Annotated in this window: 21 protein-coding genes and 2 pseudogenes; 10 read left to right on the forward strand and 13 right to left on the reverse strand. The window is 41.1% G+C overall.

Annotation, left to right across the window (positions count from 1 at the left end; all coding sequences use genetic code 11):
- Positions 1-18 precede the first annotated feature (18 nt).
- The 4 genes and pseudogenes from IPJ09_18715 to IPJ09_18730 form a co-directional block, all read right to left on the reverse strand.
- Positions 19-1,278, reverse strand: a complete 1,260-nt coding sequence (locus IPJ09_18715) for a TolC family protein (GenBank protein MBK7373426.1) — start codon at positions 1,276-1,278, stop codon at positions 19-21.
- Between the two features lie 19 nt (positions 1,279-1,297).
- Positions 1,298-3,237, reverse strand: a pseudogene (locus IPJ09_18720) (efflux RND transporter permease subunit).
- 3 nt (positions 3,238-3,240) lie between these two features.
- Positions 3,241-4,521, reverse strand: coding sequence for an efflux RND transporter permease subunit (locus tag IPJ09_18725; GenBank protein ID MBK7373427.1), 1,281 nt, complete (start codon positions 4,519-4,521; stop codon positions 3,241-3,243).
- 177 nt (positions 4,522-4,698) lie between these two features.
- Positions 4,699-5,100 carry a hypothetical protein gene (locus IPJ09_18730; GenBank protein MBK7373428.1) on the reverse strand — a complete coding sequence of 134 codons (402 nt, stop codon included), beginning with the start codon at positions 5,098-5,100 and terminating at the stop codon, positions 4,699-4,701.
- Positions 5,101-5,467: 367 nt separating this feature from the next.
- Here IPJ09_18730 and IPJ09_18735 point away from each other — a divergent pair.
- Together IPJ09_18735 and IPJ09_18740 are read left to right on the forward strand one after the other, a co-directional pair.
- Positions 5,468-6,459, forward strand: a pseudogene (locus IPJ09_18735) (hypothetical protein).
- 34 nt (positions 6,460-6,493) lie between these two features.
- Positions 6,494-7,132, forward strand: coding sequence for a carbonic anhydrase (locus IPJ09_18740; GenBank protein MBK7373429.1), 639 nt, complete (start codon positions 6,494-6,496; stop codon positions 7,130-7,132).
- 19 nt (positions 7,133-7,151) lie between these two features.
- Here IPJ09_18740 and IPJ09_18745 read toward each other — a convergent pair whose 3' ends face one another.
- A complete protein-coding gene (locus IPJ09_18745; GenBank protein ID MBK7373430.1) occupies positions 7,152-10,229 on the reverse strand; it encodes a TonB-dependent receptor in 3,078 nt (1,025 codons plus the stop codon).
- Positions 10,230-10,540: 311 nt separating this feature from the next.
- Here IPJ09_18745 and IPJ09_18750 point away from each other — a divergent pair, with 311 nt between their 5' ends.
- The 3 genes from IPJ09_18750 (at position 10,541) to IPJ09_18760 (ending at position 13,014) form a co-directional block, all read left to right on the forward strand.
- Positions 10,541-11,590 (forward strand): histidine kinase, encoded by a 1,050-nt coding sequence (locus IPJ09_18750; GenBank protein ID MBK7373431.1) that lies wholly within the window; start codon positions 10,541-10,543, stop codon positions 11,588-11,590.
- Positions 11,591-12,331: a response regulator transcription factor gene (locus tag IPJ09_18755; protein MBK7373432.1), complete on the forward strand. Its 741-nt coding sequence runs from the start codon at positions 11,591-11,593 to the stop codon at positions 12,329-12,331.
- Between the two features lie 74 nt (positions 12,332-12,405).
- Positions 12,406-13,014, forward strand: coding sequence for a glucosaminidase domain-containing protein (locus IPJ09_18760; GenBank protein ID MBK7373433.1), 609 nt, complete (start codon positions 12,406-12,408; stop codon positions 13,012-13,014).
- Here the strand turns inward: IPJ09_18760 and pdxA are convergent.
- A complete protein-coding gene (pdxA, locus tag IPJ09_18765; GenBank protein ID MBK7373434.1) occupies positions 13,011-14,087 on the reverse strand; it encodes a 4-hydroxythreonine-4-phosphate dehydrogenase PdxA in 1,077 nt (358 codons plus the stop codon). The two genes, IPJ09_18760 and pdxA, sit on opposite strands and share 4 nt — an antisense overlap.
- A 107-nt stretch (positions 14,088-14,194) precedes the next feature.
- Between pdxA and rsmA the strand changes: the two genes are divergently transcribed.
- The gene (gene rsmA / locus IPJ09_18770; GenBank protein ID MBK7373435.1) at positions 14,195-14,980 is read left to right on the forward strand and encodes a ribosomal RNA small subunit methyltransferase A; all 786 of its coding nucleotides are present in this window, start codon (positions 14,195-14,197) and stop codon (positions 14,978-14,980) included.
- On the opposite strand, the gene IPJ09_18775 is transcribed toward rsmA, so the two are convergent.
- Complete coding sequence (locus tag IPJ09_18775; protein ID MBK7373436.1) at positions 14,940-15,572, reverse strand: CPBP family intramembrane metalloprotease; 633 nt, start codon at positions 15,570-15,572, stop codon at positions 14,940-14,942. The genes rsmA and IPJ09_18775 overlap by 41 nt on opposite strands.
- Before the next feature lie 88 nt (positions 15,573-15,660).
- Here IPJ09_18775 and IPJ09_18780 point away from each other — a divergent pair, with 88 nt between their 5' ends.
- The 3 genes from IPJ09_18780 to IPJ09_18790 all read left to right on the forward strand — a co-directional run bounded on the left by IPJ09_18780 (position 15,661) and on the right by IPJ09_18790 (position 18,485).
- Positions 15,661-16,581, forward strand: coding sequence for a 1-phosphofructokinase family hexose kinase (locus tag IPJ09_18780; protein ID MBK7373437.1), 921 nt, complete (start codon positions 15,661-15,663; stop codon positions 16,579-16,581).
- 62 nt (positions 16,582-16,643) lie between these two features.
- Complete coding sequence (locus IPJ09_18785; GenBank protein MBK7373438.1) at positions 16,644-17,882, forward strand: MFS transporter; 1,239 nt, start codon at positions 16,644-16,646, stop codon at positions 17,880-17,882.
- 189 nt (positions 17,883-18,071) lie between these two features.
- Entirely contained in the window at positions 18,072-18,485 is a 414-nt protein-coding gene (locus IPJ09_18790) for a hypothetical protein (protein ID MBK7373439.1), read from the forward strand.
- Here the strand turns inward: IPJ09_18790 and IPJ09_18795 are convergent.
- From IPJ09_18795 to IPJ09_18820, 6 genes are all read right to left on the reverse strand, one after another.
- Positions 18,477-19,670, reverse strand: a complete 1,194-nt coding sequence (locus IPJ09_18795; GenBank protein ID MBK7373440.1) for an ATP-binding protein — start codon at positions 19,668-19,670, stop codon at positions 18,477-18,479. The two genes, IPJ09_18790 and IPJ09_18795, sit on opposite strands and share 9 nt — an antisense overlap.
- A gap of 217 nt (positions 19,671-19,887) precedes the next feature.
- A complete protein-coding gene (locus IPJ09_18800; protein ID MBK7373441.1) occupies positions 19,888-21,237 on the reverse strand; it encodes a DUF2029 domain-containing protein in 1,350 nt (449 codons plus the stop codon).
- Positions 21,212-22,690 (reverse strand): glycosyltransferase, encoded by a 1,479-nt coding sequence (locus tag IPJ09_18805; GenBank protein MBK7373442.1) that lies wholly within the window; start codon positions 22,688-22,690, stop codon positions 21,212-21,214. The genes IPJ09_18800 and IPJ09_18805 overlap by 26 nt, the downstream gene beginning before the upstream one ends.
- The gene (locus IPJ09_18810; GenBank protein ID MBK7373443.1) at positions 22,691-23,377 is read right to left on the reverse strand and encodes a glycosyltransferase; all 687 of its coding nucleotides are present in this window, start codon (positions 23,375-23,377) and stop codon (positions 22,691-22,693) included.
- Positions 23,378-23,446: 69 nt separating this feature from the next.
- Complete coding sequence (locus IPJ09_18815; GenBank protein MBK7373444.1) at positions 23,447-23,827, reverse strand: nucleotidyltransferase domain-containing protein; 381 nt, start codon at positions 23,825-23,827, stop codon at positions 23,447-23,449.
- Positions 23,806-24,198, reverse strand: coding sequence for a HEPN domain-containing protein (locus IPJ09_18820; protein MBK7373445.1), 393 nt, complete (start codon positions 24,196-24,198; stop codon positions 23,806-23,808). The genes IPJ09_18815 and IPJ09_18820 overlap by 22 nt, the downstream gene beginning before the upstream one ends.
- Positions 24,199-24,333: 135 nt before the next feature.
- Between IPJ09_18820 and IPJ09_18825 the strand changes: the two genes are divergently transcribed.
- The gene (locus IPJ09_18825; GenBank protein MBK7373446.1) at positions 24,334-25,833 is read left to right on the forward strand and encodes a right-handed parallel beta-helix repeat-containing protein; all 1,500 of its coding nucleotides are present in this window, start codon (positions 24,334-24,336) and stop codon (positions 25,831-25,833) included.
- The last annotated feature ends 3 nt before the right edge of the window (positions 25,834-25,836 follow it).

Consider the following 25,836-nt stretch of genomic DNA (forward strand, 5'->3'; position numbering starts at 1 on the left):
TTATGAATTGGGTACATGCTAATCGTTTTGTTTTATTTCTAATATTTTCATCAACTCTGCCTGCATCTGTAATCCTTTCTGTAACTGGTCGAAATAGTCTATCTGTGTCATGTTTAGTGCTTCCCAGGCATCAAAAAGCTGAAACAAATCTTCGGTATTCTGTTCGTAACCCAACTGCATAGTTTGAAAATTTCTTCTCAAAGCCGGAATGATCTGCTCCTCATACAATTTCATTTGATTCTTTTTCAACTCCAACTCAACCAGAGAGGATCGTGCAAACCCTTCAACTTCGTTGATATACACCTGCTGTTGATTTTCTAAAGCTTCATTTTCCAATAGGAGGCTTGACGCATTTGCTTCATTCATCAAAGTCGATTTGCCGAGCAAAGGCAACCTCATCATGCCCATTAATGAAAATTGCATAGGACGGCCAGTCCACCTGGTCATATGGTCATATTTAATTCCAAACTCCGGTTTTAGTTTAGCTAATTCGGCTGACCGGGCCAGGTTATTTACTTGGATAGCCCTGTCGATCACCTTGATTTCGCTTTTTCGATTCATTAAAGAGTTTGAATCAAACATCGACTGATCAAAGTCGAACCAAACAATGTTGGTGTCTATCAAAAAATCTTCATCCCGCGATCTATTCATAACGGTATTGATAGCAATTTTCTTTTCAGCAATTTCATTCTTCAGCACGAGCATCATATTCTCCACGTTGGCCAGTGCTGCCTGAGATTTATAATAAGCACTTATTTTTCCAAGCCCATTTTTATAGCGTATCTCCGCACTTTGCATCATAAACTGAAGAAGTCTTTTGTTTTCTTCAAGAACCTTCCATTTTTTTCCTATAACTATCCACTCGTAAAGATTTTTCCTGGCTATATATATAAGATCGTTGACCACTACCTCTTTTTTTTGATGCGCTATGGAAGATTTTGCTCGCATATAATCATACTCAGAATGCTGTTTTTTTCGATTAGGAAGCATCTGCTGAGCCGAAATCATAAACATCCCGCGACCAGGAGTTCCATTCTGATCTAACCATTGAGCTGGATTATAGGGTAATAGAAATACCCCTACACCAAGGTCTGTCGGCATCCAACTATAGGCTCCTTTTGCTGCCTCATTCAACGAGTTGGCTTCTGCATCCAACATTTTTAGGGCGGGATGATTGGTTTCTATTGCTGATTGAATTTCCTTCATGGTGAGCATGTTTTGAGTTTTTGCTTGCCATGTGATTAGTAGAAATGCAATAATTATTTGTATTCGTTTCATGCTATTTCTTTTTTATTGCTTAGTGTTTTGTTTCCATTACTTCAATTTTCCCATGTTTTCTCAATTCATATTCCTTGGCCATTAAAAAGATCAGTGGGGTGACCAATAGAATATGGGTTGCAGAAGTCAATACGCCGCCAACCATAGGCAGTACAATGGGTTTCATCACATCACTTCCCACACCGTGGCTCCATAAAATTGGGATCAAGGCAAACAGAGATACACTTACCGTCATCAATTTAGGCCTCAATCTTTTTGCTGCGCCTGCAATGACATATTCCTTCAATTCTGTTTTGGAAATGGTTTCTCTTGAATTTCCATTTTTTCTACGAGTTGCTGCATGGCATCATTGAGATAAATCACCATGACAATACCTGTTTCCACGGCTAACCCAAATAAAGCAATAAATCCTACTGCAACGGCAACCGATAAGTTGACCCCCCAGAAATAAATCATGAAAGCCCCTCCAATCAGTGCAAAAGGAATAGAGATCAAACTCAAAAAGGCCTCTCTGGCATTCCTGAATGCAAAATACATGGACAAGAAAATGATTATTAGGACAATAGGTAAAATCATTTTTAATGTCCTCTCACTACGGATCAGGCTTTCATATTGACCACTCCATTCTAAAAAGTAACCCTTTGGTAGTTTGGTAATCATTTTATTCAGTTTTTCTTTGGCTTCATTTACCGTACCGCCTAAATCCCTTTCCCGGACATTAAACAATACGGTTCCTCTCAGCATGGCATTTTCAGAATTGATCATGGGCGGGCCTTCTGTTATTTTGACATCAGCTACCGCTTCCAATGGCACAGGGCCGAATTTCATGGTTTGCACCTGTAAGTGTTTTATAGATTCAAGGTTATTTCTGAAATCTTGCCCAAATCTTGCATTTACGGAGAACCGCTGCCTTCCTTCCACGGTAGTGGTAAGCCGCATACCACCCAATGCAATTTCGACTACGCTATTCACATCATCTACGGTCAAATCATACCGACCTATTTCATCCCGTTTTACAATTATATCAATATACTTGCCTCCTGTAATTGGTTCTACATACAGATCTTTTACCCCGTCTATACCTTCCAATTCTTTCTTCACTTTTTCAGCGAAAGCATAAATGGTGTCTAGATTTTGTCCATACACTTTGACACCAACATCAGTACGGATTCCGGTGGAAAGCATATTGATACGGTTGATGATGGGCTGTGTCCATCCATTCGTAACACCGGGTATCTGCAATTTTGCATTGAGTTCATTAATAATATCGTTCTTATTCATTCCCTTTCTCCATTCAGACTGAGGTTTTAATAAAACGATTGTTTCAATCATGCTGATCGGAGAATTATCCGTAGCAGTATTGGCTCTGCCTGCCTTGCCCAATACATTTTTTACTTCAGGTACAGATTTAATGAGTTTATCCTGCACCTGTAAAATCCGTTTTGCTTCACTGTTTGAAACATCAGGAAGCGTAACGGGCATAAATAATATAGAACCTTCATCCAACGGTGGCATAAACTCCTTACCTAAACTCAGCAGCATGGGAAGGCTTATAGCCAATAAAACAATGTTTATGGCGAGGGTTGTTTTACGCCATTTTATACAGGTGCGAATTAAGGGTTCGTATATTTTTTCCAATATACGATTTACAGGGTTTTGGGTTTCCGGCCTGAAACGACCTTTCATAAAAAAGGATATCAGCACAGGGGCTAATGTAATCACCAGCAATGCATCCACTATCATGATGAAAGATTTGGTGTATGCCAACGGGTGAAACAATTTTCCTTCCTGCCCGGTCAATAGAAAGACTGGCAGAAAAGAGGTGATGATAATAATGGTTGAAAAGAAGACACCTCTTGACACCTGTTTGCAGGCTCTTTCGATCAATTGCATCCGTTTCGGTTCAGGAATAATGTAGTAATTCTTTTCGCTTTTTAATTTTTTAAATAATCTTTTCATAGCTTACGATTTAGGGTTTCGGGCGTTTTGCCAGTCTGATAAATGCCGGTACGCGTTCTCACTCATAATAATTCCGTTATCTACAATGACGCCGATGGCCAATGCAATGCCAGTAAGTGACATGATGTTGGATGAAATGCCAAACATATTCAACAGTATAAAACTGATGGCAACGGTAATGGGAATCTGAATGATAATGCTTAAAGCACTTCGCCAGTGAAACAAAAAAATGATAACGATTAGGGCCACAACCGCCATTTCTTCAAGCAATTTTACTTTGATATTTTCAATAGCTGCTTCAATCAGTTCGCTGCGGTCATAAGCTGTTTTAAAGGTTACTCCTTCGGGCAGTCCTTTTTGCACATCGATCATTTTTTCTTTTACCGCTTTGATAACCTTATCAGCATTTTCGCCGTAGCGCATGACCACAATACCACCTACTACTTCGCCTTCGCCGTTTTCATCAAATATGCCCAAGCGTAAATCGCCACCCATCTGGACGGTGCCAATATCTTTCACCCTTACCGGAATACCATTATTATTGCTGACCGCAATACTTTCTATATCGTCCTTATTTTTTATGTAACCCAGTCCCCGGATGATATAGGCCATGTCGCTCATTTCAAATTTTCTGCCCCCTACATCATTGTTACTGGCTTTTACTTTGTTCATTACATCCATCAGGCTTACCTTATAGAACTGTAACTTTACCGGATCAAGTACCAATTGATATTGTTTTTCGAATCCTCCAAAGGATGCTACTTCTGAAACGCCGGGTACCGTTTGTATGGCAAGTTTGATATACCAATCCTGCAAGGCTCTTTGCTCTCCGAGGTCAAGATTTTTTGTATCCAGGGTGTACCAAAACACATGGCCAACTCCGGTTCCATCAGGTCCAATTGCCGGTGTGATCCCGTTGGGCAATAATCGTTGTGCATAATTTAGCCTTTCCAATACCCTGGTCCTGGCCCAATACACATCTACATCATCTTCAAAAATGACATACACAAAACTCATCCCAAACATAGAAGTCCCCCTGATATTTTTTACTTTGGGAATACCCTGCAGGTTGCTCACCAAAGGATAGGTGACCTGATCCTCCATGATTTGTGGTCCACGCCCCATCCATTCTGTAAAGACAATGACCTGGTTTTCGCTGAGATCGGGAATGGCATCAATAGGGTTCCTCTCCATGTTGACTATGCCCCATACAAATAGACCGGTGGCTAACAGTAAAACGATGAACCTGTTTTTTAATGACCAGGATATAATATTTGATATCATAGCTATTTATATTTTGGAAGATGATTGGCCTCATTTTTTTTATTTGGCCTCGAAGAAGGCAAGCAGAACAACTTCGATTAGAAAATTCTGAGTACTTTAATAGGCTGAGATCCCAGATAAAATCCATCATGGCATCATGAGACTGTGCCCCATGGAATGACTCATGAAAAGGGGAGGCTATAAACGAAAAACCTGGTTAAGCACACAGGTCAGTATACCGGAAACACCCCGAGGTGGGGGATGATGTATCAACTGAAGTGCCTTAGAAGAAGTGGCCAGTAAAGGAAGAGATTGGTCATGAAAAACCAGAAGGTCAATAATATTAGTATGGACAGGGTCTGATCCTGATTCATTAAAATGCTGATCGGTATGGTTCTGGATGAATGTGAATTCATCTTTACAACAGCCATTGTCTTGTCCATGACCCTTATCCATGCCACAGAAACTACAAATAGCAGAAGTCACTCGTCCAAATCCCCAATCTGCCAATTCTCCCATACAGTAGTGCATATGTACCATGACACCAGAGGTAGAGGTGAGATAAATGAAAGTCAATATTACGATTCCAAATTTTTTCATTTGTAGGGCAATGCAAAAATAGAGGTATTTTAATCCTGTATTTTATTTAAAATCAATCAAATAGGATCAAATTAGTGAAACTCTTAGGTTTTTTCACTCTTTTAGTCTTACTTATTTTGGATTGTAACCAGGTAAAATCAGTCTGCTTAGGCTTGAACAAATCTAATTTCACTGCGATGCGGTCAAGTGTCAGGATTCAATATTTTTATCCACTGCGGAATAAGCTTTAGTGGCTGGGTCATCGCGATGTAAGGGCATAGTGATTCTACAAAATGGAAAAAGGTAGAAAAGTCGATATATACTCAACCATTTCTTGATATCAATGTTTTAAAAACTGATATCAAGATTTTCTCTAAACTAATGCCTGATGTATATCAATAAAAATTATGGATTTTGGATGACATTTAATTGGTCGAGAAAGCCATTTATATTAGGGGCTATTTATGCCGCCGCCGTCACTTTAATTGATTATTTTATGGACTGGGACCTTATCATCCCATGGCAACCTGTCAGCATAATAGGGATTGCAGTTGCTTTCTACCTGGGATTTAAAAATAATAGCTCTTATGACAGGACTTGGGAGGCACGGAAGATCTGGGGCTCGATAGTCAATAGCAGCCGTACTTTTGGCAGTGCAATAATCTCCTTTGTGAGATCGAGAGATGGGGATAAAGCGAGTACAATACATCGGGAATTATATACAGACACCTGGCATGGTTGACTGCACTTCGATATCAGTTGAGATTAAGCAGAAAATGGGAACATACTGAAAACCGGATCAAAGGACTTTATTCTCCTACTATTTGTGAGGAATATTATGATCAAATGGACCAGGAGCTGATGAATTTCATTCCTGAAAAAGAGTTTGAAGCATACAAACTCAAATCTAATATCTCCACTCAAATATTATTGACACAAAGCAAACGATTGCAGGAGCTTAAAAATAAAGGGTACATCGAAGATTTCAGGCATATGGAATTATATCGACTGATTCAATCTTTTATGAAGATCAGGGAAAAGTGAACGTATAAAAAACTTCCCATTTCCCCGGCAGTATGCTTCCGTCGCATTGTGGATGACCTGGGTATTTGCAGCGCTTATACCCTTTGGAATGATACAAGCATTTAAAGACATGGGAGATAGTATGCTGTGGCTAAATATTCTATTTTCTGCCTTGATTATATGGGTCTTTTTTTTGATGGAAAAATCGGGGATTACTCAGAAAATCCCTTTGAAGGCACTTATAATGATGTGCCCATCACCAGTATCTCCAGGACCATAGAGATCGACCTGAGAGAAATGCTGGGGGATACAAATATTCCTGAGCCAGTGGCAGCTCAAAATGATTTTTTGATGTAATGTTATATCTTGGTTCGATAAAGAATAGATCCATATGATTACTTACGAAGAAGTGTTCGAAAATAATAAACGATTTATCGAAGAGAAGAAGCGGAATGATAAAGAGTTTTTTAGTCAATTATCACTTGGCCAAAATCCCGATTTTCTATACATAGGCTGCAGTGATAGCAGGGTGACTGCGGAGGAAATGACAGGTGTCAAGCCTGGCCAGATGTTTGTCCACCGCAATATAGCCAACCTGGTGAGCAATAATGATCTCAGTGCACTCAGTGTGATAGAATATGCCGTAGACTATCTCCAGGTCAAACATATCGTAGTTTGTGGTCATTATTATTGTGGTGGAGTCAAGGCTGCTATGCAGTCTAAAGACCTTGGGCTGCTCAATCCCTGGCTCAGAAATATCAGGGATGTCTATCGCCTTCACCAGTCAGAACTTGAGGCCATTACTGATGAAGAAACAAGATATAAAAGACTTGTTGAAATCAATGTCGAAGAGCAATGTTTTAATGTTATCAAAACTGCAGTAGTGCAAAAACACTACCTTGCTCAAGGCAGTCCTACTGTGCATGGCTGGGTATTTGATGTGCATTCAGGTCGCCTGATAGATCTCCAGATCGATTTTGTGGAGAAACTAAAGATGATCCGACGAATTTATGATCTCGGCGTGTCCTAGGGAATGGGCTATTTCGGGATCACTGTTTTTTTACCGGGATAGAATCTTTTTTCATCTGCACACTATCATTTACCATCGGTTTTAAATCATTTGGATTGATAAGTTTTACGGATTCTTTAGACTCATTGATGAGTTTGTCTTCAGTGCCGGGTTTGTTATTTGTATCGGATGGCTGTCCTTGTAGTCTTTGACCATTCCTTTGGCCCCCTTGCACTCCAGTAGAATCTGAGCCGGGTTGACCAGGCCTTCTCCATTGACTGCCATCAGGCCTTTGGCCTTGGCGCATCGTGGAGTCCTGACCAGGTCTTCTCATTTGGCCGGCAGGTCTCTGACCTTGAGGCCATTGTCTTCTTGTGGTATCCGCGCCAGGTGTTCCTGGTTTGTTCCACTGACCCTGGGGTCTCTGACCTTGCCATTGACCCTGGTCTGGTGATCTTTGCTCCAGGGGCATATTTGCTCCCTTGGCAGTAGTATCTTTTGGCGAATTCATGTTATTAGCTGGCGGGGTAGTACCCTGTACTCTGGTACCCCCTCGCTGGCCTGCAGGAGTGGGTGCTGCCTGTTGTTGGTCACCTCCATTATCACCACCACCTCCGCCGCCATCGCCACCAGATTTCATATCATCATTATTAATTGATTTCCTTTTTCTTCTGTCCACGAAATTCATTTTTCCAATTTTATAACTCAAACCTATCCGCACACCAGCATTATAAAAACTGTTGGTATTAAGTTGTTGCAGCAGTTGGCTTTTGGATTCCGAAGTTACCTTGAAAGGGAAATTCAAGAAATTTTCAGCGGATAAACTCACATTGCCCTTACCATCATTAAAATCTTTTTTAACTCCCATCATATAAAATCTAAATCCACCGGAATACCCCTGGAGATTGACCTGACGACCTCTTCCGCCTCCACCGCCTTGGATGCCCCAGCCTTTTTTAAGCCTGAGGTTGCTGAACAAACGACCTCCCATGACCAGGCCACTATTGGAAGCTGCATAAGATGGGTTTGGATTATTATTAGTCAGGCTCACATTATATAGATCAATTCCTCCATTGATCTGCCAAATTTTGAAAAAAGTCACGTTACCAAATATGTTCATACCGATGGTGTTTTCGTTACCGATATTGGCGTACGTAGTTCTGATGGCAGCTATACTTCCTTGTTCCGTAGGATTTGGATTTTGTGTAGTGAATGTATCTCTCAAGCTAGTAATAGAATTACCTGTATGCCGATAGAAAACGGAGGTATTTAAGTAAATAGCTTTTAGGTTGATGCTGGCGCTGACCTCATAATTGTCCGTAAATTCTGGATCAAGGTAGGGATTGCCCACAGAAATATTGGTGGGGTTGGCTTCATTGACATTTGGGTTTAAATATTGTATGCCCGGTCGTTGAATCCTACGGTTATACGCTGTTTTTAAGGTTAATTTTTTCGTGATCGTCTTGGAAAGATTGATACTGGGAGCCAGGCTCCAGTAAGAAGGTATATCTAAGAGCACATCAGGCGTTTTAAATAGACTGGCGTTGATATCAGCATATTCTAGTCTGGCACCAGCTTTAACACTGATTTTATTTTTGGTAGTGAAGGTGTAAGACAAATAGCCGGCACCGACTGATTGGTTATAATTGAGTTGGTTAGATACTCTGGATTCGTCTAAAACAAATTGATTGGAGGTGCCTTCACCCAAATAATATTGATAGTCACTATTTACTTTTCTAAATATTCCTTTACCTCCAAATTCAATAAGACCTCTTTCTCCGGTCGGTGCTTGATAGTTTGCTTCTAATGTCGACTCCAGGTTGTAGCTGGTATTATCATTTTTTTGTCTTGCCGAGATGGTGTGAAGGTCTACATTATTGAGTAAGTCAGCTTCAAAACTATTATCCCTGTTATTGCGTGAAACCAAGCCAAGTAAACTCAATTCTTGTTGTGGCTTAAAAGTATAAGTATAGGTCGAATTCAAATCATAACTTATGTCATGGTCTTTGGATGCTACATTTCTACCACTCAATAAGGGTATAGTGGCACCTGGTAGAAATGTCTGAGAAATAAGGTTGTCCTGTACACTGTTGCCATTTCTTGTACCTAACCTTAACCCTGCAGAAAGGTTGGATTTTTTAGTAATATCCCAATCCCAGCCCAGATTATAACTGCCATGAAGTCTATCAGAAAGCGTAGTAGCGCTCTGGATACTTTTTTGCAAACCTATTGAGGTCTGCGTAGTCTGTACATTTTCAAAAGCTCCTTTTATTCCATATTCGGCTCTGCCATATCCTCTAAGGCTGAAACCCATATTTCCGGTACGCAAATTGCCATTCAGACCCAGGTTGGCACCGCGATTTCCAGCTCTGACATCTACACCCAAAGTCATACCCTCAAGTGTATTCTTTTTAGTGATGATATTGATGATCCCGGAAGATCCTTCAGAGTCATATCGGGCAGAAGGACTGGTGATCACCTCAATGGACTTGATCATGTCGGCAGGTATTTGTTTTAAAGCATCTGCTACACTTCCGGCCATGATACTGGAAGGCTTATTATTGATCAATACTTTCACATTGGAGTTACCTCTCAGGCTGACATTGCCATCCAGGTCAACAGTGAGCAAGGGTACATTGCGCATTACATCTGCAGCGTCTCCTCCTTTGCTGGTGATATCTTTTTCAGCGTTATATACCAGGCGGTCCACTTTCTCTTCGATGATATCAGTCTGGCCTTCGATTGTCACTTCGCCAAGTACCAGGGTTTCCGGTACCAGATATAATTTGCCTAGTTTTACTTTTTCTCCGTCTTTAACTTGGATGATTTTACTTTGTTTTGTTTGATATCCCAGAAAATCGATTTCCAGTAAATACTCTCCTGCCCCAACATTTTGGATTTCAAATTCGCCTTTATCATCCGTGATATTGCCATCGACTACCTCTTTGGAAGCAGCTATCAATAAGGCTACAGTGGCAAACTCTACAGGTTTTTTATTGGTGGTATCCAGGATGCTCCCTTGTAAAACGGCTGTTCCTTTTACAGGACGATTCGCATTTTGACCAATAGATAGTCCAAAAATGAAGATGCCAAGCAGGGTAAATATTTTTTTTAACATTGTGATTTCGAGATAATTGTATTAAAATAGACTGTAAAAGTAACCCCGAAAGGGTCGGAGTACAAGACAGATTCGACGATCAGGCAGGTTTTATCGGCTCTTCGTCTAAATTGCCCAGTTTTGTTAAAGAAAATAACATTTTGAACATATTAAATATATGGATAATATGATTTTTTGTCCTAAAACGAGTTAAATCCAAATTTGTATAAAATAATCCATAAGTAGTCGATAAGTCGTATAGTATGGTGCCTAAATGAAAAGCAAACCGCTATATACTTGTAATTTTGATGGTTTATCTACTAAATCACCATATGCAAGGATTTTTGCAAAGACATAGAAACAAAACGCTTCATTTACTTTTTTGGAGTGTTTATTTTTCTTTTTTCTTTTACCAGATCAGTAATTCGGGTAGATCGAGGGCCGAAGATCAACCTTTTCTCCAGCTATTTAACAATGCCTTATCACATACCATCTATCTGATGATCGTGGCTTATTTGAATTATTTTTTGATCATGCCTCGGTTTCTTCGCCATAAAAATGGAATAAGATATACTGTAGAGTTTGTATCCATGGCTGTGGTCATCCTGTTTTTATACGTACACGCTAAACGATGGATAGTAGATGGATACACCTATGACAATCACTTTTATTACAGCAATCGATTTGCCATAGGCTCTTTTGTAACCTCGGTCCTGGTATCTGCTTTTGTGGCTTTGCTTAGATTTTTCTCAGAATGGAGAGACCTGGAAGATCAAAGAGCTCAATTAAAAAATGAGAAGCTGGTCGCTGAGTTGAAGTTTCTCAAGAATCAGATCAACCCGCACTTCTTATTTAATACACTCAACAATCTTTATGCACTTGCTTATTCTAATTCGCCTCAGACTACAGAAGTGATCTCAAGGTTGTCACAGATGATGCGGTATATGGTCTATGATTCTAATTACGACCAGGTACCTTTGGAAAAAGAAATAGAATATATGAGAAATTATATTTCTTTGGAAAAATTGAGATTAAACGATCAGATACCCATTGAATTTGAAGTGACCGGCGATCCTGAAAACAAACAGATAGCACCCTTGCTTCTTATACCTTTTTTGGAAAACTCATTCAAGCATGGTATATCCAATAATAATAAGGATAGTTGGGTGAAAGCAATCCTGGACTGTAATCATCAAAAAGTCACTTTGCATGTGTCTAACAGCAAGACCCGGCATAAAGGTACCGCTGCGTCTGCCAATACGGGTATAGGCCTGGACAATGTCAAGCGTAGGCTCGATCTAAATTATCCAGGCAAGTATACCCTGGATGTAAAAGAGCTTGATGATACTTATACTGCTACCTTAGATCTTCAATTAAATTAAATGATTGATTGTGTTATCATCGAAGACGAACCCCTGGCCAGAAAGTTATTGGAGACTTATGTAAGTAAAATGCCGGTGCTGCGCCTGGTCAAAAGCTTTTCGGACTCACTCGAAGCCTTGACCTACCTGCAAGATCACCGCGTCGATTTATTGTTTCTGGATATCCAGATGCCTGATCTTACCGGTATGAGTTTGCTAAAACTTATGTCGTACAAACCTCAGGTGATATTGACGACGGCTTATAGCGAGTATGCTTTGGATGGATATTCATTGGATGTGACAGACTATCTACTTAAGCCGATTATTTTTGAACGTTTTTTTCAAGCAGTAGAAAAGGTAAAACAAAGATTGTCCATTACCTCTACTGCTCAGGTACCCAATCACGTAGTCCCCGAAGAGTCCAATAATAAAGACGACATTATTTTCGTAAAAGATGGCACCAAACTCGTACGTATAGACATAAACAGCATCCTGTATATCGAGGGACTTAAAGATTATGTAAGCATCTACATTCCCAATCATAAAATAGTATCCCTTCAGCGGATGAAAAACCTCGAGGCTCAGCTTCCCAAGGGCAGGTTTATCCGCATCCATCATTCTTATATCATCGCACTACAAAAGATACAAGCGATCCATAAAGATTATGTCGAGATCAATGGTGTATCTATTCCGATTGGAGAAACCTACCGAAAGGCATTTAGGGAATATGTCGACGCTCAGAAATTGTTAGGAGAAGAGTAGGGGCAATAGGCATCCCGAAGTTTCGGTATGGCCATTGCCCCACTTGGCATAGTTTTTGCAATTCACGGACCAGTATGAAGTCTTGGGTCAGCATTGTATTGATTTGCACGTTATTTTATTCTTTTCGCTATAAAATGGACGAACGGGTAGTTGCCCAGGCATATATAGAAAGATATTCGGTCTTGGCTGTCAATGAGATGCGTCGTAGCGGGGTACCTGCCAGTATCAAATTGGCTCAGGCCATGGTAGAATCTAATGCTGGTCGGAGTGTATTGGCTTTGGAGAGCAATAACCATTTTGGAATTAAATGTAAGTCTTACTGGAAAGGCCAAAGCTACTACCATAAAGATGATGACCTGGATGCCAAAGGTAAGTTGATGGAGTCTTGCTTTCGGGCATATGCGGATATAGATGCGTCTTTCAAGGATCATTCAGATTTCCTCAGGTCATCGGCTAAGTATGCCAGCTTGTTTAACCTGGATATTACGGATTACAAATCCTGGGCTTATGGCCTCAAAGAATGTGGCTACGCCACAGATAGATCCTACAGTTTAAAACTTATACGTACAATTGAAGAATATCAGCTTTATCGATACGATACCTATTTGTCCAGTGAGTTTGATCTGCCAGCATATCAAGCGCTGACTTCGCAAATAGTTCCTATTCAGTCTACCATAGACTAACCTTCCACTTTTTCTTCTGATTGTTTTTGATGTTTGTTCAAAGGATTGGCACGATCTTCAGCATATTTTTTGCGCTGCCTGGCGATTTCGATGGCCCCAAAAAGAGCGGACCTGAATGAGGTTGGATCAGCTTCGTTTTTGCCTGCAATATCAAAAGCGGTTCCATGATCCGGTGAGGTGCGCACCACTGGCAGACCGGCTGTAAAGTTGACTCCATTTTCAAATTCAAGGGCTTTAAAAGGGATCAGACCCTGATCGTGATACATCGCCAGGATGGCATCAAATTTTTTAAATTGAGAAGATCCAAAGAAGCCGTCCGCCGAAAAAGGCCCATAGATCATCATCCCTTGTTGCTTTAATTCTTCGATAGCAGGTATGATAAAAAGTTGTTCTTCCTGGCCGATGACCCCACCATCTCCTGCATGCGGGTTGAGGCCTAATACTGCTATCAATGGTCGATCAATACCAAAGTCTTTTTGCATAGAGGCATGTAATATCTGAATCGCAGATTTGATTTTGGGTATAGTGATTTTTGAAGGCACGGCCTGCAAAGGAATATGGGTGGTGACCAGGCCTACTGTGATATTATTACCAGCCATCATCATCATATATTCTGAGCAGTTAAGTTTCTCCGCGAGGTAATCCGTATGGCCTGCATAGTTAAATCCTGCCATCTGCATAGATTGCTTGTGTATCGGAGCCGTGACCAGCCCATCTAACCAGCCACTTTGGATATCCTGGATAGCCTGATCCAATGCAGCCAAAGCGTATTTGCCTCCTGTCTCAGTAATTTTTCCGATGGATACTGTGACATTTTCCTGCCATGCATTTAACACATATATTTTTCCTGGTTGCAGCTTTTCGTTATTCCTGGTTTGATAATAAACAAAATCATCTGCCTTTACGATGTTTTTATAATAAGAGATGATCTTACCTGAACCATATATAACCGGTATGCAGAAATCTAAAATCTTAGGATTTCTAAGTGCTTTGATGATTACCTCCGGCCCGATACCGTTGATATCGCCGATCGTGATGCCGATTTTGACTGTGTTCGATTCGTTACTCCCCATATGAATATCTATTGGAGTACGAAGATAGTTATTTAGAATGGTTTAGAAGTTCGGGTGTTGTACCTGGATTGACTTTAAAGGATTAGTAGAAAGGCGTATCATTGCAGATGACTTATGCTAAAAAGTCCTATGGGCAGCATTTTCTTACCAACGAATCGATCGCAGAACGTATCACCACTGCCCTGGCTCCTTTTGGACCAATAGACCACCTGTTAGAAGTCGGTCCCGGGAAAGGCATGTTGAGCAAATACCTCATCGAGGCTTTCCCAACGCTTATCATGGTAGAAGCAGATCAGGACATGGTCGACTTCCTGGAGGCTGATACGAAGTTTGGCACAGCCCAATTAATCAAAGAGGATTTTTTGAAACTCGACCTGCTTGCATTAAATGGTTCACGACCATTGTATATCATTGGCAATTTTCCATATAATATTTCTTCCCAGATCGTATTTAAGATGATTGATCATCGGGAGTTGATACCCGGTATGGTAGGCATGTTTCAAAAGGAAATGGCAGAGCGTATCGCTCATGCTCCAGGCAGTAGAGAGTATGGGGTCATCAGCGTATTGACACAGGCATATTATGATGTAGAATATTTGTTTACAGTCAAAGAGGGCAATTTTAGCCCCCCTCCCAAAGTAAAATCTGCTGTATTGAGATTTACCCGCAAGTCAACCCTGCATTTGGACTGTAACGAATCCTTATTCAAATCAATCGTAAAATCCTGTTTCCTTCAAAAAAGAAAGATGATCAGAAATTCGCTCAAATCGCATCTATCTGCTGATATATTGAAGGATCCTTTTTACGACAAAAGGCCAGAACAATTGGCTGTATCAGAGTTTGTCACGATTACTAATCTGGTGACCGATCAGAAGAAGTTACCGGCCCAATGAGTGAGCGTCTCAAAAGTTCGATGGTGATATTGTAAAAGAAATGTACGATGATCGGAAGCAGGATGCTGCCACTCAAATGATACAGATATTGGAACCCCAGGGCGAATAAAAAGGTAATGGGGATAGCCAACCAGCCCTGCGTGTAATGTGAAAATGAAAAACTTACCGCACTCATCATCGCCGCGAGGATAAAAAGCATGCCATGCTTGGCTAACAGGTGGGTGAGCACCCCCCGATATACAAACTCTTCGGATAAGGCGGCTACCAGGCAAAGTAATACCCACAAAAAGTAATCGTTTTGCTTTTCAGGTAATATGATTTCATCTTCTGCTTTGGAGTCATTCTGAAAAAACTTGAAGTGCAGAAAATTGATCAACACGCCAAATGCATATAAGGCGGCCCCAAAGAGTATGAAACGCAGCTCGATCGGTCCTATTATTCTCACAGCCAGGGCTTCGCGCCAATCTACTAACGCAGCCAGACCACCTATGATGGATAACATGATGATCGACTGGAGATAAAGCAATCTTTTGGGTGGGATCACTTCATGATTTTCAATTATGACCCGGGTCTGAAAGCTTAAAAGCGGCAAAACAATAAATTGTAGCCCAATAAAAAAAAACGAAAATAAAGACACAGCTCAAAATTAGCCGAAAAAATACAATCTTTACGCTTGGTGTATGATACTTACTATTACTCTCAACCCATCCATTGATATATCGGTGCATGTCACTAAGTTGATTCCTGAAGAAAAATTGCGCTGCGAGCAATACGAAAAGGAAGTCGGAGGTGGAGGCATAAATGTAGCTAAAGGACTGAACAGACTTGGGCTGGATAGTTGTGCTTTGTTTTTTTCAGCAGGTCAAAACGGCAGATGGATCGAGCAGCGACTGGCTGATGACCATCAACGAATATTGCCCGTCAATGTCGCCGGTGAAACCAGGGAAAACATCACCATTGATGATATCTCAAGTCATTTAGAATATCGACTGGTCAATAAAGGAAAAAAAATATCCTCCCTGGACCTTGAAAAATTTTGGCTAAAATTAAATTCAATCAATACCGCTCCTGAGTTTGTAATTGTGAGCGGGAGTTTTCCACCTGGGATCAATACCCGGTTTTCAAAGGCTGTGGCGCAGTGGTGTGCCAGGAAAGGCAGTCGCCTGGTAGTGGATTTGCCCGCTGATCAATTGTTGCCCTGGTTTTCTTCAAACCCCTTTTTGATCAAACCCAATCTTGCGGAATTTTATCAATTGGCAGGTAGAAAAAAAATGACTACGGCACAGGTGATCAAGCAAGCCCGCCAATGGATAAGCCAACATTATGCTCAGCATATCGCTATTTCGATGTCGGCTTCCGGGGGAATCCTTGCCACTGATCAGGAAGTTGTAGAACTCAAGGCGCCAAGTGTCAAGGTGCAAAGCACTGTCGGAGCGGGAGACAGTATGGTGGCCGGCATGATTTATCAATTTAGCAAAAAGGCAAGTTTGAGAGATACACTTCGAATGGGGCTGGCTTGTGGATCGGCGGCCACTATTCAAAAGGGCACCAAACTATTTGATCCTACCAATGCCCGGAGACTTTACCGACTGATTAAATAAAAATATTATCGGCAGATGGTATCCACCCAAAATCCAATTATTCCAAACATTACTTTGTGCTTATGAATTTTCATCGCGGTGACTTAAAACATTTATTTAGCCTTCCGGTCATAGTGGCTGCCCTGGGTTATTTTGTGGATATCTATGACCTGCTGTTGTTTGGTATCGTACGGATCCCTAGCTTAAATTCTCTTGGGCTGTCAGAGAGTGAAGTCTCCAGCATAGGCGCTTCCATACTCAACTGGCAGATGACAGGGATGTTGCTTGGAGGAATATTGTGGGGTGTATTTGGTGATAAAAAAGGCAGGCTTTCGGTATTGTTCGGGTCTATCATCACCTATTCTTTGGCCAATATAGCCTGCGGTTTTGTGCAGGATCCTACTACGTATAAAATCATCCGTTTTATAGCAGGGGTAGGTCTGGCAGGTGAGTTAGGTGCAGGCATCACCCTGGTGTCTGAATCCATTCCTAAACATCTAAGGGCTCTGGGTACCAGTATTGTGGCTTTCGTAGGCCTGTTAGGAGCAGTAGTCGGGTATCTAACAGTTGAGATGTTTGATTGGCGCACTGCTTATTTTGTTGGGGGTGGGATGGGATTTGCTTTATTGTTTTTAAGAATGGGGGTCTTCGAAACGCCTTTTTTCAAAAGTATCAAAGCAGATCATAAAATATCAAAAGGCAATTTTTTTGCTTTATTCGCCAAAAAGGATCGATTCATCCGATATCTCAAATGTATCGGTATGGGTATCCCCAGTTGGTTTGTGATCGGGGTGCTCTGCTCATTTAGCAATGAAATCGGTAAGGCACTTGGTATCACCGAGCCGATCAAACCGGGACTTTCTATCATGTGGTGTTATATTGGTTTGTCCATTGGTGACCTTGCCAATGGGATCATCAGTCATTATCTTCAATCGCGCAAAAAGGCCGTTTTGTATTTTTTATTATTTCAGATAGTGATTGTTTTGTTTTATTTGTCAGGTACGTTTCGCTCAGCCACAGGCATGTATTTGCTCAATGGGCTGATGGGGCTAGGGGGTGGTTATTGGGCCATGTTCGTGACCATTGGAGCCGAGCAGTTTGGCACTAACCTGAGGGCTACTGCTGCTACTACTATCCCCAATATGGTGAGAGGCACGACGGTCATAGATACAGTATTGTACCAGGCATTTAAGGGTCTGCTGGGATCAGCTACACTGGCAGCAGGATTAGGAGGATTGTTGGTATATATCATAGCCATCTATTCGATTACCACTATCTCCGAGACGCATAACAAGGATCTGGATTATTTGGAGTTGGATTAAAAAGAATGGTAGTATAAATTTTGTGACATTGTTTTAGAGGAGTTATACTCCGACCTGTTCAGGAGCAAGCTATGCTTTAGGATAGATAACCTGCCTGAATAGAGAAGGAGACCTGCCCCACCATAGCTTTAAGCTTTCGGCCCTGCTTTCTATCAAAGCAAAAATTAAAATATTATTACCTTTCGGTACATGAAATACCTTATTACGCTCCTTGTATTATCTAAGGTGTATGCTTTTGCCTTTAGCCAATCAGCAATCACTTTGCCAGGCTACATCGCACTGGCCAAGGAAAACTCACCGCAAAGTAAACTGGCCCACACTCAAAAAGAGATCAGTCTGTATCGATATCAGAGTTTCGAAAGTGATTTTCGCCCTCAAATTACATTTTATGGCAATGTACCGGCTTATAGCAAAGACTTTTTCGATGTCAGACAACCGGATGGTACAATAAAGTTTCTACCTCGCAAACAAAATTTTTCCAATATCGGTTTTTCTCTGAGCCAGCAAGTACTGGCCACCGGCGGCTTACTCTCGCTCCGTACAGACCTAAGTCGGTTTGACGACTTTAGTCTTCGATCAAAATCATTTGCCTCATTAATATAGGAAACCAAACATCCATAAGGGTATTTTGTTTTTTATTCCACTTAGATCGTCGTCGATGGCGAGATAACTATTAGGCTTATTTGCTATCTGTTTGAATGTTTTGACTGGGCCCCCTATTTCAAATGTATATTTCTCAGCGACTAAAAAATCACCGGATTTGGAGGAATGTACTTTGTATTTGGTAGATACCTGGTTAAAAAAAAATACCTCTCTTAAAGTGCCAATATTGGTCTGATGTGGAGCTAATCCCATGTGGATATTGGTATTGTGCAGATATATTTTCTCCGGTTTACTCAGCACACTGTAGCTTTTTCCTGATTCCTGAAGTAAGTGGAATATTTTAGCCTGGTCGAGATAATGGATGTATTCATAAAGCGTATTTCTAGGGACTTCAATGCTGGTAGCGAGTTTAGATATATTGGGTTGAAAAGGTACTTCAGTGGCTAGATAGTAGATCAGTTTTTTTATTTTGTTGATATGGTGGATATCTATGCTCAATACGGTAGGTAGATCGACTTCAATAATTGTATTTAGGATTTGATCTAGTTTAATAGAATAATTCTTTACGCTTTGAAGATAAAAAGGGTAATGCCCATGCTCCAAATACGATTTAAACAAGGGGATGATTTTGAGCTGTTGCAATATGTTGGATGCAATCGGAATATGATCATTTAATAGGTCATTTAAAGTCGAAGGCTCGAAACTGGTCTTGGATTCAATATTGATATATTCTCTAAGTGATAGGCCAGGAAGTTCATATGACATTGCTCTTCTGCTCAAGTCAGACTGGGCGCTGTATATTTTCAAAAGGGAGGAACCAGAAAATACCATGTGAAAATCCTGAAAGTTATCATAAATGGTTTTGAGGTGAAGGCTCCAGTCATCTTCCTTATGGATTTCATCAATAAATAGATGGGTTCCTCCCTGCTTTTGGTGATAAGTCGCGACCTCCGTGATCGTGACCCCTCTCAGCGTCAAATGGTCCAAACTTATATATAGTGCCTTACTGGAGACGCCAAAATGCTCTTTGATATGTTGTAAGATCATGGTGGTTTTGCCTACACCCCTTGATCCTTTAATACCAATAAGTCTTTCATTCCAATCAATAATATCTATATAACTCCTTCTGAATGAAGTTTTTAAATTGGTTATTAGATTTTGATGAATCTTATATAAATGCTCCATATTGCTTAATAAATAAGCACAAAAATAAGTAAATTGCTTTTATAAAAAGCATAAAAATGAATAAATTGCTTTTATATAAAGCAATTATTATACAACTAAGCTCTAATCAAAGTAGGAATGAATGGTAGAATAGTTCAGGACTACTTAGAGCAGGACCACCTTTCCGAAGGAAAAAAGTAGGTCACAGCTGACATCGGTGACCCGGTTTGAAATCATGTCAAGATGCATGAGCTCCGGTATCCTTTAAATTAAATCGAATCAGTCCATTTCGATCCACTAGAAAGAAAATCAGCAGCACCATATATTCTATCCCAATCAATGCATACTTCCACGTAGTGCTCATCGTCGGATCATACCAACTGTAAGACAAAACGATCAGCCCCGACCAAATAAAAGGTACTAACCAGCCGGACAGGGTACCCAATAAAAGCAGCGGAAGGATATACCAGGGATGAACCGTCGTGCTCAATAGCAAATAACCCATCCACATCAGTAAGATCGAAGGTAGCAGAGAGCTCCACTGCTTGGACTTTTGTCTTATAAATAGATAGGTGGTCCATAGGATGAATAAGACCGAAAGATACTGTCCTATATGTCGGACATTGTCAAATCCAAATCTTTGGTAATCTATAGCTTTCCAGATTTCAAACAAACTGCCGTTGAACTCGAAACTGGAAATATATAGCCTGATCGATTGCATAAAATGATCCTGATAAAGGTATATACAGCAAAGGCAGAGTATAAATATCAAGACGGATAACAGGCTGTATCTAAGTCCTTTTTTGAATCCCAGGTATTTCCATAGGAAAGGCAATAAAATGATGGGAAATATTTTGATCGCAGCAGCAAGCGACAACATGACAGAGGATAAATCATACCTGGTACGAAATAGGTAATACAAAGCCGTTACAATAAAAAACATAATGAATCCTTCAGGGTGCCCATTGGCTATGATTTCAAATAAAATAAGTGGATTCCATGCATACCACCAAACCATCTGAATTTTATCTTTTGGAATTAATTTTTTCAGGAAATAAATCGTGCCTACATCTGATAAGAATAAAAGCATCTTCCAACTCACTGAGAATAAATAAATAGATTTGAAGCCCACGATGGCACACATAGCAAAGAGTGCTTGTAATATGGGTGGATAAACACTGAAATAATTTGGTGAATTGAGCTTAGTAAATACAACCATCCAATCCTGGGGGTATAATGTCTGAAGCTCGTGAGGAGTAAATTGATAGGGATTTATTTTTTCCAATACGCACATTCCATCCCAATAAAATCTATAAAAATCATCTGAGGCCAGGGGGAACGAAAATACCAGGACCAGTTTTACCATCCAATTGAGCCAGGAGTGAGCTTCAAAAGAAGCAGGTTTGTGGAGACCTGCCCAGGCATAGGCCCCAAACGCAATACCATAATATAAGACCAGTTTGCCGAAGGCTGCCTGTGGAACAGTATATGCCAATATCGTCAAGGCTAATACTATTATAAGGAGTAGCGATCGATGGAGGTGGACAGCCATAGTAGAAAGATCAGTCTTTAAGGCTGATATGTACAATCGTGTATAGAAATATAGAGGCAAATCCGAGTGCCAAAGCCACGTGAAAAATTAAAAAATTGGTTTGTTGAGTCGTAATACCCCAGTAGACAGAATAGATAAAATACCCGGCCAGCAATCCTTCGAACACAGTGATCCAGGATAAATGGTGAGAGAGGTATTTGTGCTTGGCGACGCGATCAGTGATAGATTTAATGTTGAATTTTGGAGTCCTGACAAAAGCACTTTTTTTGCCACGCCAGCCTTGGATGACAGCTACACTGTTGTGCAGGGAAAGCCCCATAGAAAAAACAAGAAACAGTGGAAATAACACGATAAATCGAAGTACGGATTTCCACAAAGGGATTTTATTCCACGCAATGCGCACGTTGGCCATAAAATGAATGAGGATGATGGATAAGGTACCAATCAATCCAAATGCAAAATATTTTGGGGATATACCGTAATGAGAGACTAGAAATGAAATAGGCACACTCGATACCGCCAAGGCCAGTACCAACACGAAAATCGAGCTGCCCAACAAAAGCGTGATCGCATGTAGTTTTTGAACAAAGGCCAGGTTTGATTGCCAGATAACCGGGATCAATTTTCTGGCTACTTCAGCTCCGCCTTTCATCCATCTCGCCTGCTGAGACTTAAGACCATTCATTTCTGCTGGCAATTCTGCCGGTGATCCTATCTCCTGTATATAATAAATCTCCCAACCCTTGAGCTGTGCTCTGAACGAAAGATCCAGATCTTCAGTCAAGGTATCGGAGTGCCAACCACCGGCTTCTTCGATAGCTGTTTTTCTCCAGGTACCTGCAGTGCCATTAAACTGTAACAAAAGGTCGCCGGACTGCCTGCCGGACTGCTCTATAGAAAAGTGCACATTCAGCTGAAAGGCCTGTAACATGGTGAGCAAAGAATAGTTTTCATTGATATGATCCCACCGGGTCTGGACCACGCCTATTTTTTGATTTTGAAAATATGGGATGCATTTTTTTAAAAAATCCGGCTGCGGCAAAAAATCAGCATCAAAAATTGTGATGAATTCACCAGAAGCTACTTTGAGTCCCTCTTTGAGCGCCCCGGCTTTGTAACCGGATCGGTTAGTACGATGTAAATGTTTGATATCGATACCTTTGGCGGCATACTCCCGGCATTTGCGGGTGATGATCTCCACGGTTTCATCCGTACTGTCATCCAGTACCTGGATCTCCAATAGTGCAGGCGGGTAATCAATCTTGCAGATTACATCGATCAGTCTTTCGACCACATACAGCTCATTGAATACAGGTAATTGGATGGTGACTTTGGGCCATACCTTCAAGGCGGGTGGTTGATATTGCCTGATGGACTTATACTTTTTTAGGTAATAATATAAAAGGTGAAATTCCAGGAAAGCATAAATGGTGATGAAGCTCAGGGCCAGGAAATAAATCAGTGCAAAAAAATAAGCGAGATATTCCACTCAGATCAGTTTTAATATCGTCCAGATGATCTTATAGCCGGCTAAGATAGTTCCTTTTATGGTGCCGCTTACTTTTGAAGTGCCGATTCTCCGCCTATAATTTACGGGTACTTCCGCAGTGAGGAGTTTGAGTTTGGCGGCTTTGACTTGCATTTCCACCGTCCAGCCAAAAGTTTTATCCTGCATATCGATTTTTAGCAAACTAGGGTAGTCGATGGCTCTGAAAGGCCCCAGGTCCGAAAATACGTAGCCATAGATCCATCGAATCATACGGGTCGCCAGCCAATTGCCAAATCTTTGTGGGATAGTCATAGACCCTTTTTCCTTATTTCCTAACGCGCGAGAACCTATGACCAGGTTGGCCCGACCGTCCAGGATTGGGCCTAAGATCAAAGTCATTTGGTCAGGGTAATCACTGTGATCACCATCAATAAATACGACGATATCAGGTTTTTGACTTAGCTGGCTGATATAGTCCATGCATTTGAGACAGGCATATCCATAACCAGGCCTGGGCTCATCCAGGACGATTGCTCCATGGGCTGCCGCCACCTGCCTGGTGCCATCCTTGCTGTTATTATTCCCTACGAGGATATTCCTCACCAGGTTTTTAGGAATTTCATCAATGACCAGGCCTATGGCTTTCTCTTCATTGTAAGCAGGGATGATGACATCGATGACGGGCATTAGCACTACTAATGTATGACAGGGTATCGAATCTAAAGTTTTTTTCTTTTACAGATTATAGGGAAGTGGTCAAGTGGAGAAGTGAGATTTGTTCACAGAGTGTACTTTTTGCAAAGCGTTCACCTCGGGTACCCAAAGCATACCATCTCTCTCAATTTCTTCAATAAAAGGGTCAAAATTTTCCGCAGTAGCACCTGTAGGATACATTTTAAAGTCAATGCTATTGACAGCTCGAAATTTTCTCAATACAGGTTGAACCAATTCAAAGTCAATCAAACCTTCGCCAATAAATTTTTTATTCCAGATAGCGAGATCGACATCACTATAGGCATGAATATTTCCTTTGGCATAGGACCCAAATAATATCATTCGATCCGGCCGGAGCCCCATGTCAACTAATTCATTGAAAACACCAGTTAATAAATTGGTCAAAGCCTTTCGAGTAAGCATATTCGAAGTTTGTTTAATTTGACGAGGTGATTTTTCATATAATCTGCTGTGGCAAGCTTGTGAAGGCTAAATTTAAAATCAGGATACCTGCCCTCAAGATTCCATCTGTTTACATTGTCCAGGTAATCAATTAATTCAGGTTCTAGTTGGATTTCGGTCTGTGAGTAGATCGCCTGTAGCTCATGTATTCTGGGAGCCAGGTTTTGAATATTGTCCAGCACAAAATTGGCTTTTAGATATTTTTCTACAGCTAAACAGTAAAAAAACAAGGCATCAACATTCCGACCTCCTTTATAGCAAAACTCAGCAGAATCCCAGGATTCGTGGCCGGCTTTTAACCAATAATCGATATGTCCTTGTTTGGTGAGCATGCTTATCACAAATATACACACTTGATCGTAATACTTTCGTTTGCAGCCTAATATAGGATGGATGTCGCTTGGGATGCTTTTATTGCCTTACCTTGCTACGCACTTACTTCAATTATAAACCCCTATTTTTGCCACATGCAATTCGCCTTGAAAGGTCGCCCTTTCATTTTATTATGTTTCTTTCTTGGTGCTTTAGAGCTCTGGAATGTGGGTTGTTATACAGAACAATTCACCACAGATACGACTGATCGCCTTCGGTTTTCTTTGGATACCCTTCGATTTGATACTGTATTTGTGACCGTAGGCTCCGCCACGAGGTCTTTTAAAGTATATAATGATGCCAGCCTGCCCCTGAAAATTGAAAAGATCTCTATCCGATCCGGAGCCTCCTCGGTATTCAGACTCAATGTAGATGGATTTTCGGCTCCATCGAAAATACTTAAAGGTGTTGAAATTGGTGCCCATGACAGCATCTATGTTTTTTTAGAGGTGACTATCCAACCCGACCAGCCACTCTCTATAAGCCCTTTTGTCATTAGCGATGCTATTGAATTTGAGACCAATAGCAATATCCAGACGGTATATCTGGAAGCCTGGGGTCAAAATGCCAATTATATCCCTGACCGCTATTCCAAAGGCTCACTCGCCTTATTGAGCTGTAACCTCCAGGAAGAGACCTGGTCGGATCCCAAACCTTATGTGATCTATGGAGTATTGCTGATAGATAGTTGCACGCTCCGCATCCCTGCAGGCGCGCGCGTGTACGTGCATGGGGGTTTGGTCAGGACTGCCAATTCAATATACAATGATGGGATCATCTATGTATTGGATCACGGCAGACTCAGTGTGGAGGGCACGGCTGATCGTCCTGTGATATTTACGACAGATCGATTAGAACAAGAACTCAAAGATGAATGGGGCGCATGGTCCGGGATCAGGATAGGGCAGGGTAGTATCAATAACCGGATCAGCTACGCTGAGATCAGATCAGCCTTTGTCGGTATATATGCTGACAGCGCCAGTGATCTGACTGTACGCAATACCAGGATCTTTAATACCGCCAGTTCAGGGCTGGTCGGCATCCATGCTCGTATCACAGCTGAAAACAGTCTTTTTCATTCTAACGGGTCACATGGTATACAGCTTGCATATGGGGGCAACTATCGTATAGACTATTGTACTGCGGTCAATTTTGACAACGAAGCAGAAGCACTCTCTATGAACAATGCTATTCTGCGTGATCCTGAGACCAATCGGATAGAATTGTATCCCCTGCTAGCGAATATCACCAATAGTATATTCTATGGTTCCGGCAAGGATGAAGTAGACATGGTGGATCTGACAGAACCAAAGAATCCATCATTTTTTCAAACCAACTTTACCAATTGTTATATCAAGGCAGAAGATCTGTTGGATCCTAAAAACTATCCGGGTTTTTTTGATAATTGCCCTGGGTGTATACGTGCACAGTCGAAAGACACCGTATTTCTAAGTATTCCTAAGCTGGATTTTAGATTAGATACCAATTCAGTGGTCAACGGTAAAGCAAAGCCTATCGACAGAGTGTTGGGAGATATCCTGGGTGTCAGAAGGCATGCTACCAATCCAGATATTGGATGTTATGAGTTGAAGTGATTT

The organism is Saprospiraceae bacterium, assembly GCA_016709995.1.
In the GTDB taxonomy this organism is placed as follows: Bacteria; Bacteroidota; Bacteroidia; order Chitinophagales; family Saprospiraceae; genus JADJLQ01.

Excerpts from the sequence above, each read along its gene's own strand:
- IPJ09_18715 (MBK7373426.1), bottom strand. The coding sequence starts at position 1,278 with ATGAAACGAATACAAATAATTATTGCATTTCTACTAATCACATGGCAA.
- IPJ09_18725 (MBK7373427.1), bottom strand. The coding sequence starts at position 4,521 with ATGATATCAAATATTATATCCTGGTCATTAAAAAACAGGTTCATCGTT.
- IPJ09_18730 (MBK7373428.1), bottom strand. The coding sequence starts at position 5,100 with ATGAAAAAATTTGGAATCGTAATATTGACTTTCATTTATCTCACCTCT.
- IPJ09_18740 (MBK7373429.1), top strand. The coding sequence starts at position 6,494 with ATGATTACTTACGAAGAAGTGTTCGAAAATAATAAACGATTTATCGAA.
- IPJ09_18745 (MBK7373430.1), bottom strand. The coding sequence starts at position 10,229 with ATGTTAAAAAAAATATTTACCCTGCTTGGCATCTTCATTTTTGGACTA.
- IPJ09_18750 (MBK7373431.1), top strand. The coding sequence starts at position 10,541 with ATGCAAGGATTTTTGCAAAGACATAGAAACAAAACGCTTCATTTACTT.
- IPJ09_18755 (MBK7373432.1), top strand. The coding sequence starts at position 11,591 with ATGATTGATTGTGTTATCATCGAAGACGAACCCCTGGCCAGAAAGTTA.
- IPJ09_18760 (MBK7373433.1), top strand. The coding sequence starts at position 12,406 with ATGAAGTCTTGGGTCAGCATTGTATTGATTTGCACGTTATTTTATTCT.
- pdxA (MBK7373434.1), bottom strand. The coding sequence starts at position 14,087 with ATGGGGAGTAACGAATCGAACACAGTCAAAATCGGCATCACGATCGGC.
- rsmA (MBK7373435.1), top strand. The coding sequence starts at position 14,195 with ATGACTTATGCTAAAAAGTCCTATGGGCAGCATTTTCTTACCAACGAA.
- IPJ09_18780 (MBK7373437.1), top strand. The coding sequence starts at position 15,661 with ATGATACTTACTATTACTCTCAACCCATCCATTGATATATCGGTGCAT.
- IPJ09_18785 (MBK7373438.1), top strand. The coding sequence starts at position 16,644 with ATGAATTTTCATCGCGGTGACTTAAAACATTTATTTAGCCTTCCGGTC.
- IPJ09_18790 (MBK7373439.1), top strand. The coding sequence starts at position 18,072 with ATGAAATACCTTATTACGCTCCTTGTATTATCTAAGGTGTATGCTTTT.
- IPJ09_18795 (MBK7373440.1), bottom strand. The coding sequence starts at position 19,670 with ATGGAGCATTTATATAAGATTCATCAAAATCTAATAACCAATTTAAAA.
- IPJ09_18810 (MBK7373443.1), bottom strand. The coding sequence starts at position 23,377 with ATGCCCGTCATCGATGTCATCATCCCTGCTTACAATGAAGAGAAAGCC.
- IPJ09_18815 (MBK7373444.1), bottom strand. The coding sequence starts at position 23,827 with ATGCTTACTCGAAAGGCTTTGACCAATTTATTAACTGGTGTTTTCAAT.
- IPJ09_18820 (MBK7373445.1), bottom strand. The coding sequence starts at position 24,198 with ATGCTCACCAAACAAGGACATATCGATTATTGGTTAAAAGCCGGCCAC.
- IPJ09_18825 (MBK7373446.1), top strand. The coding sequence starts at position 24,334 with ATGCAATTCGCCTTGAAAGGTCGCCCTTTCATTTTATTATGTTTCTTT.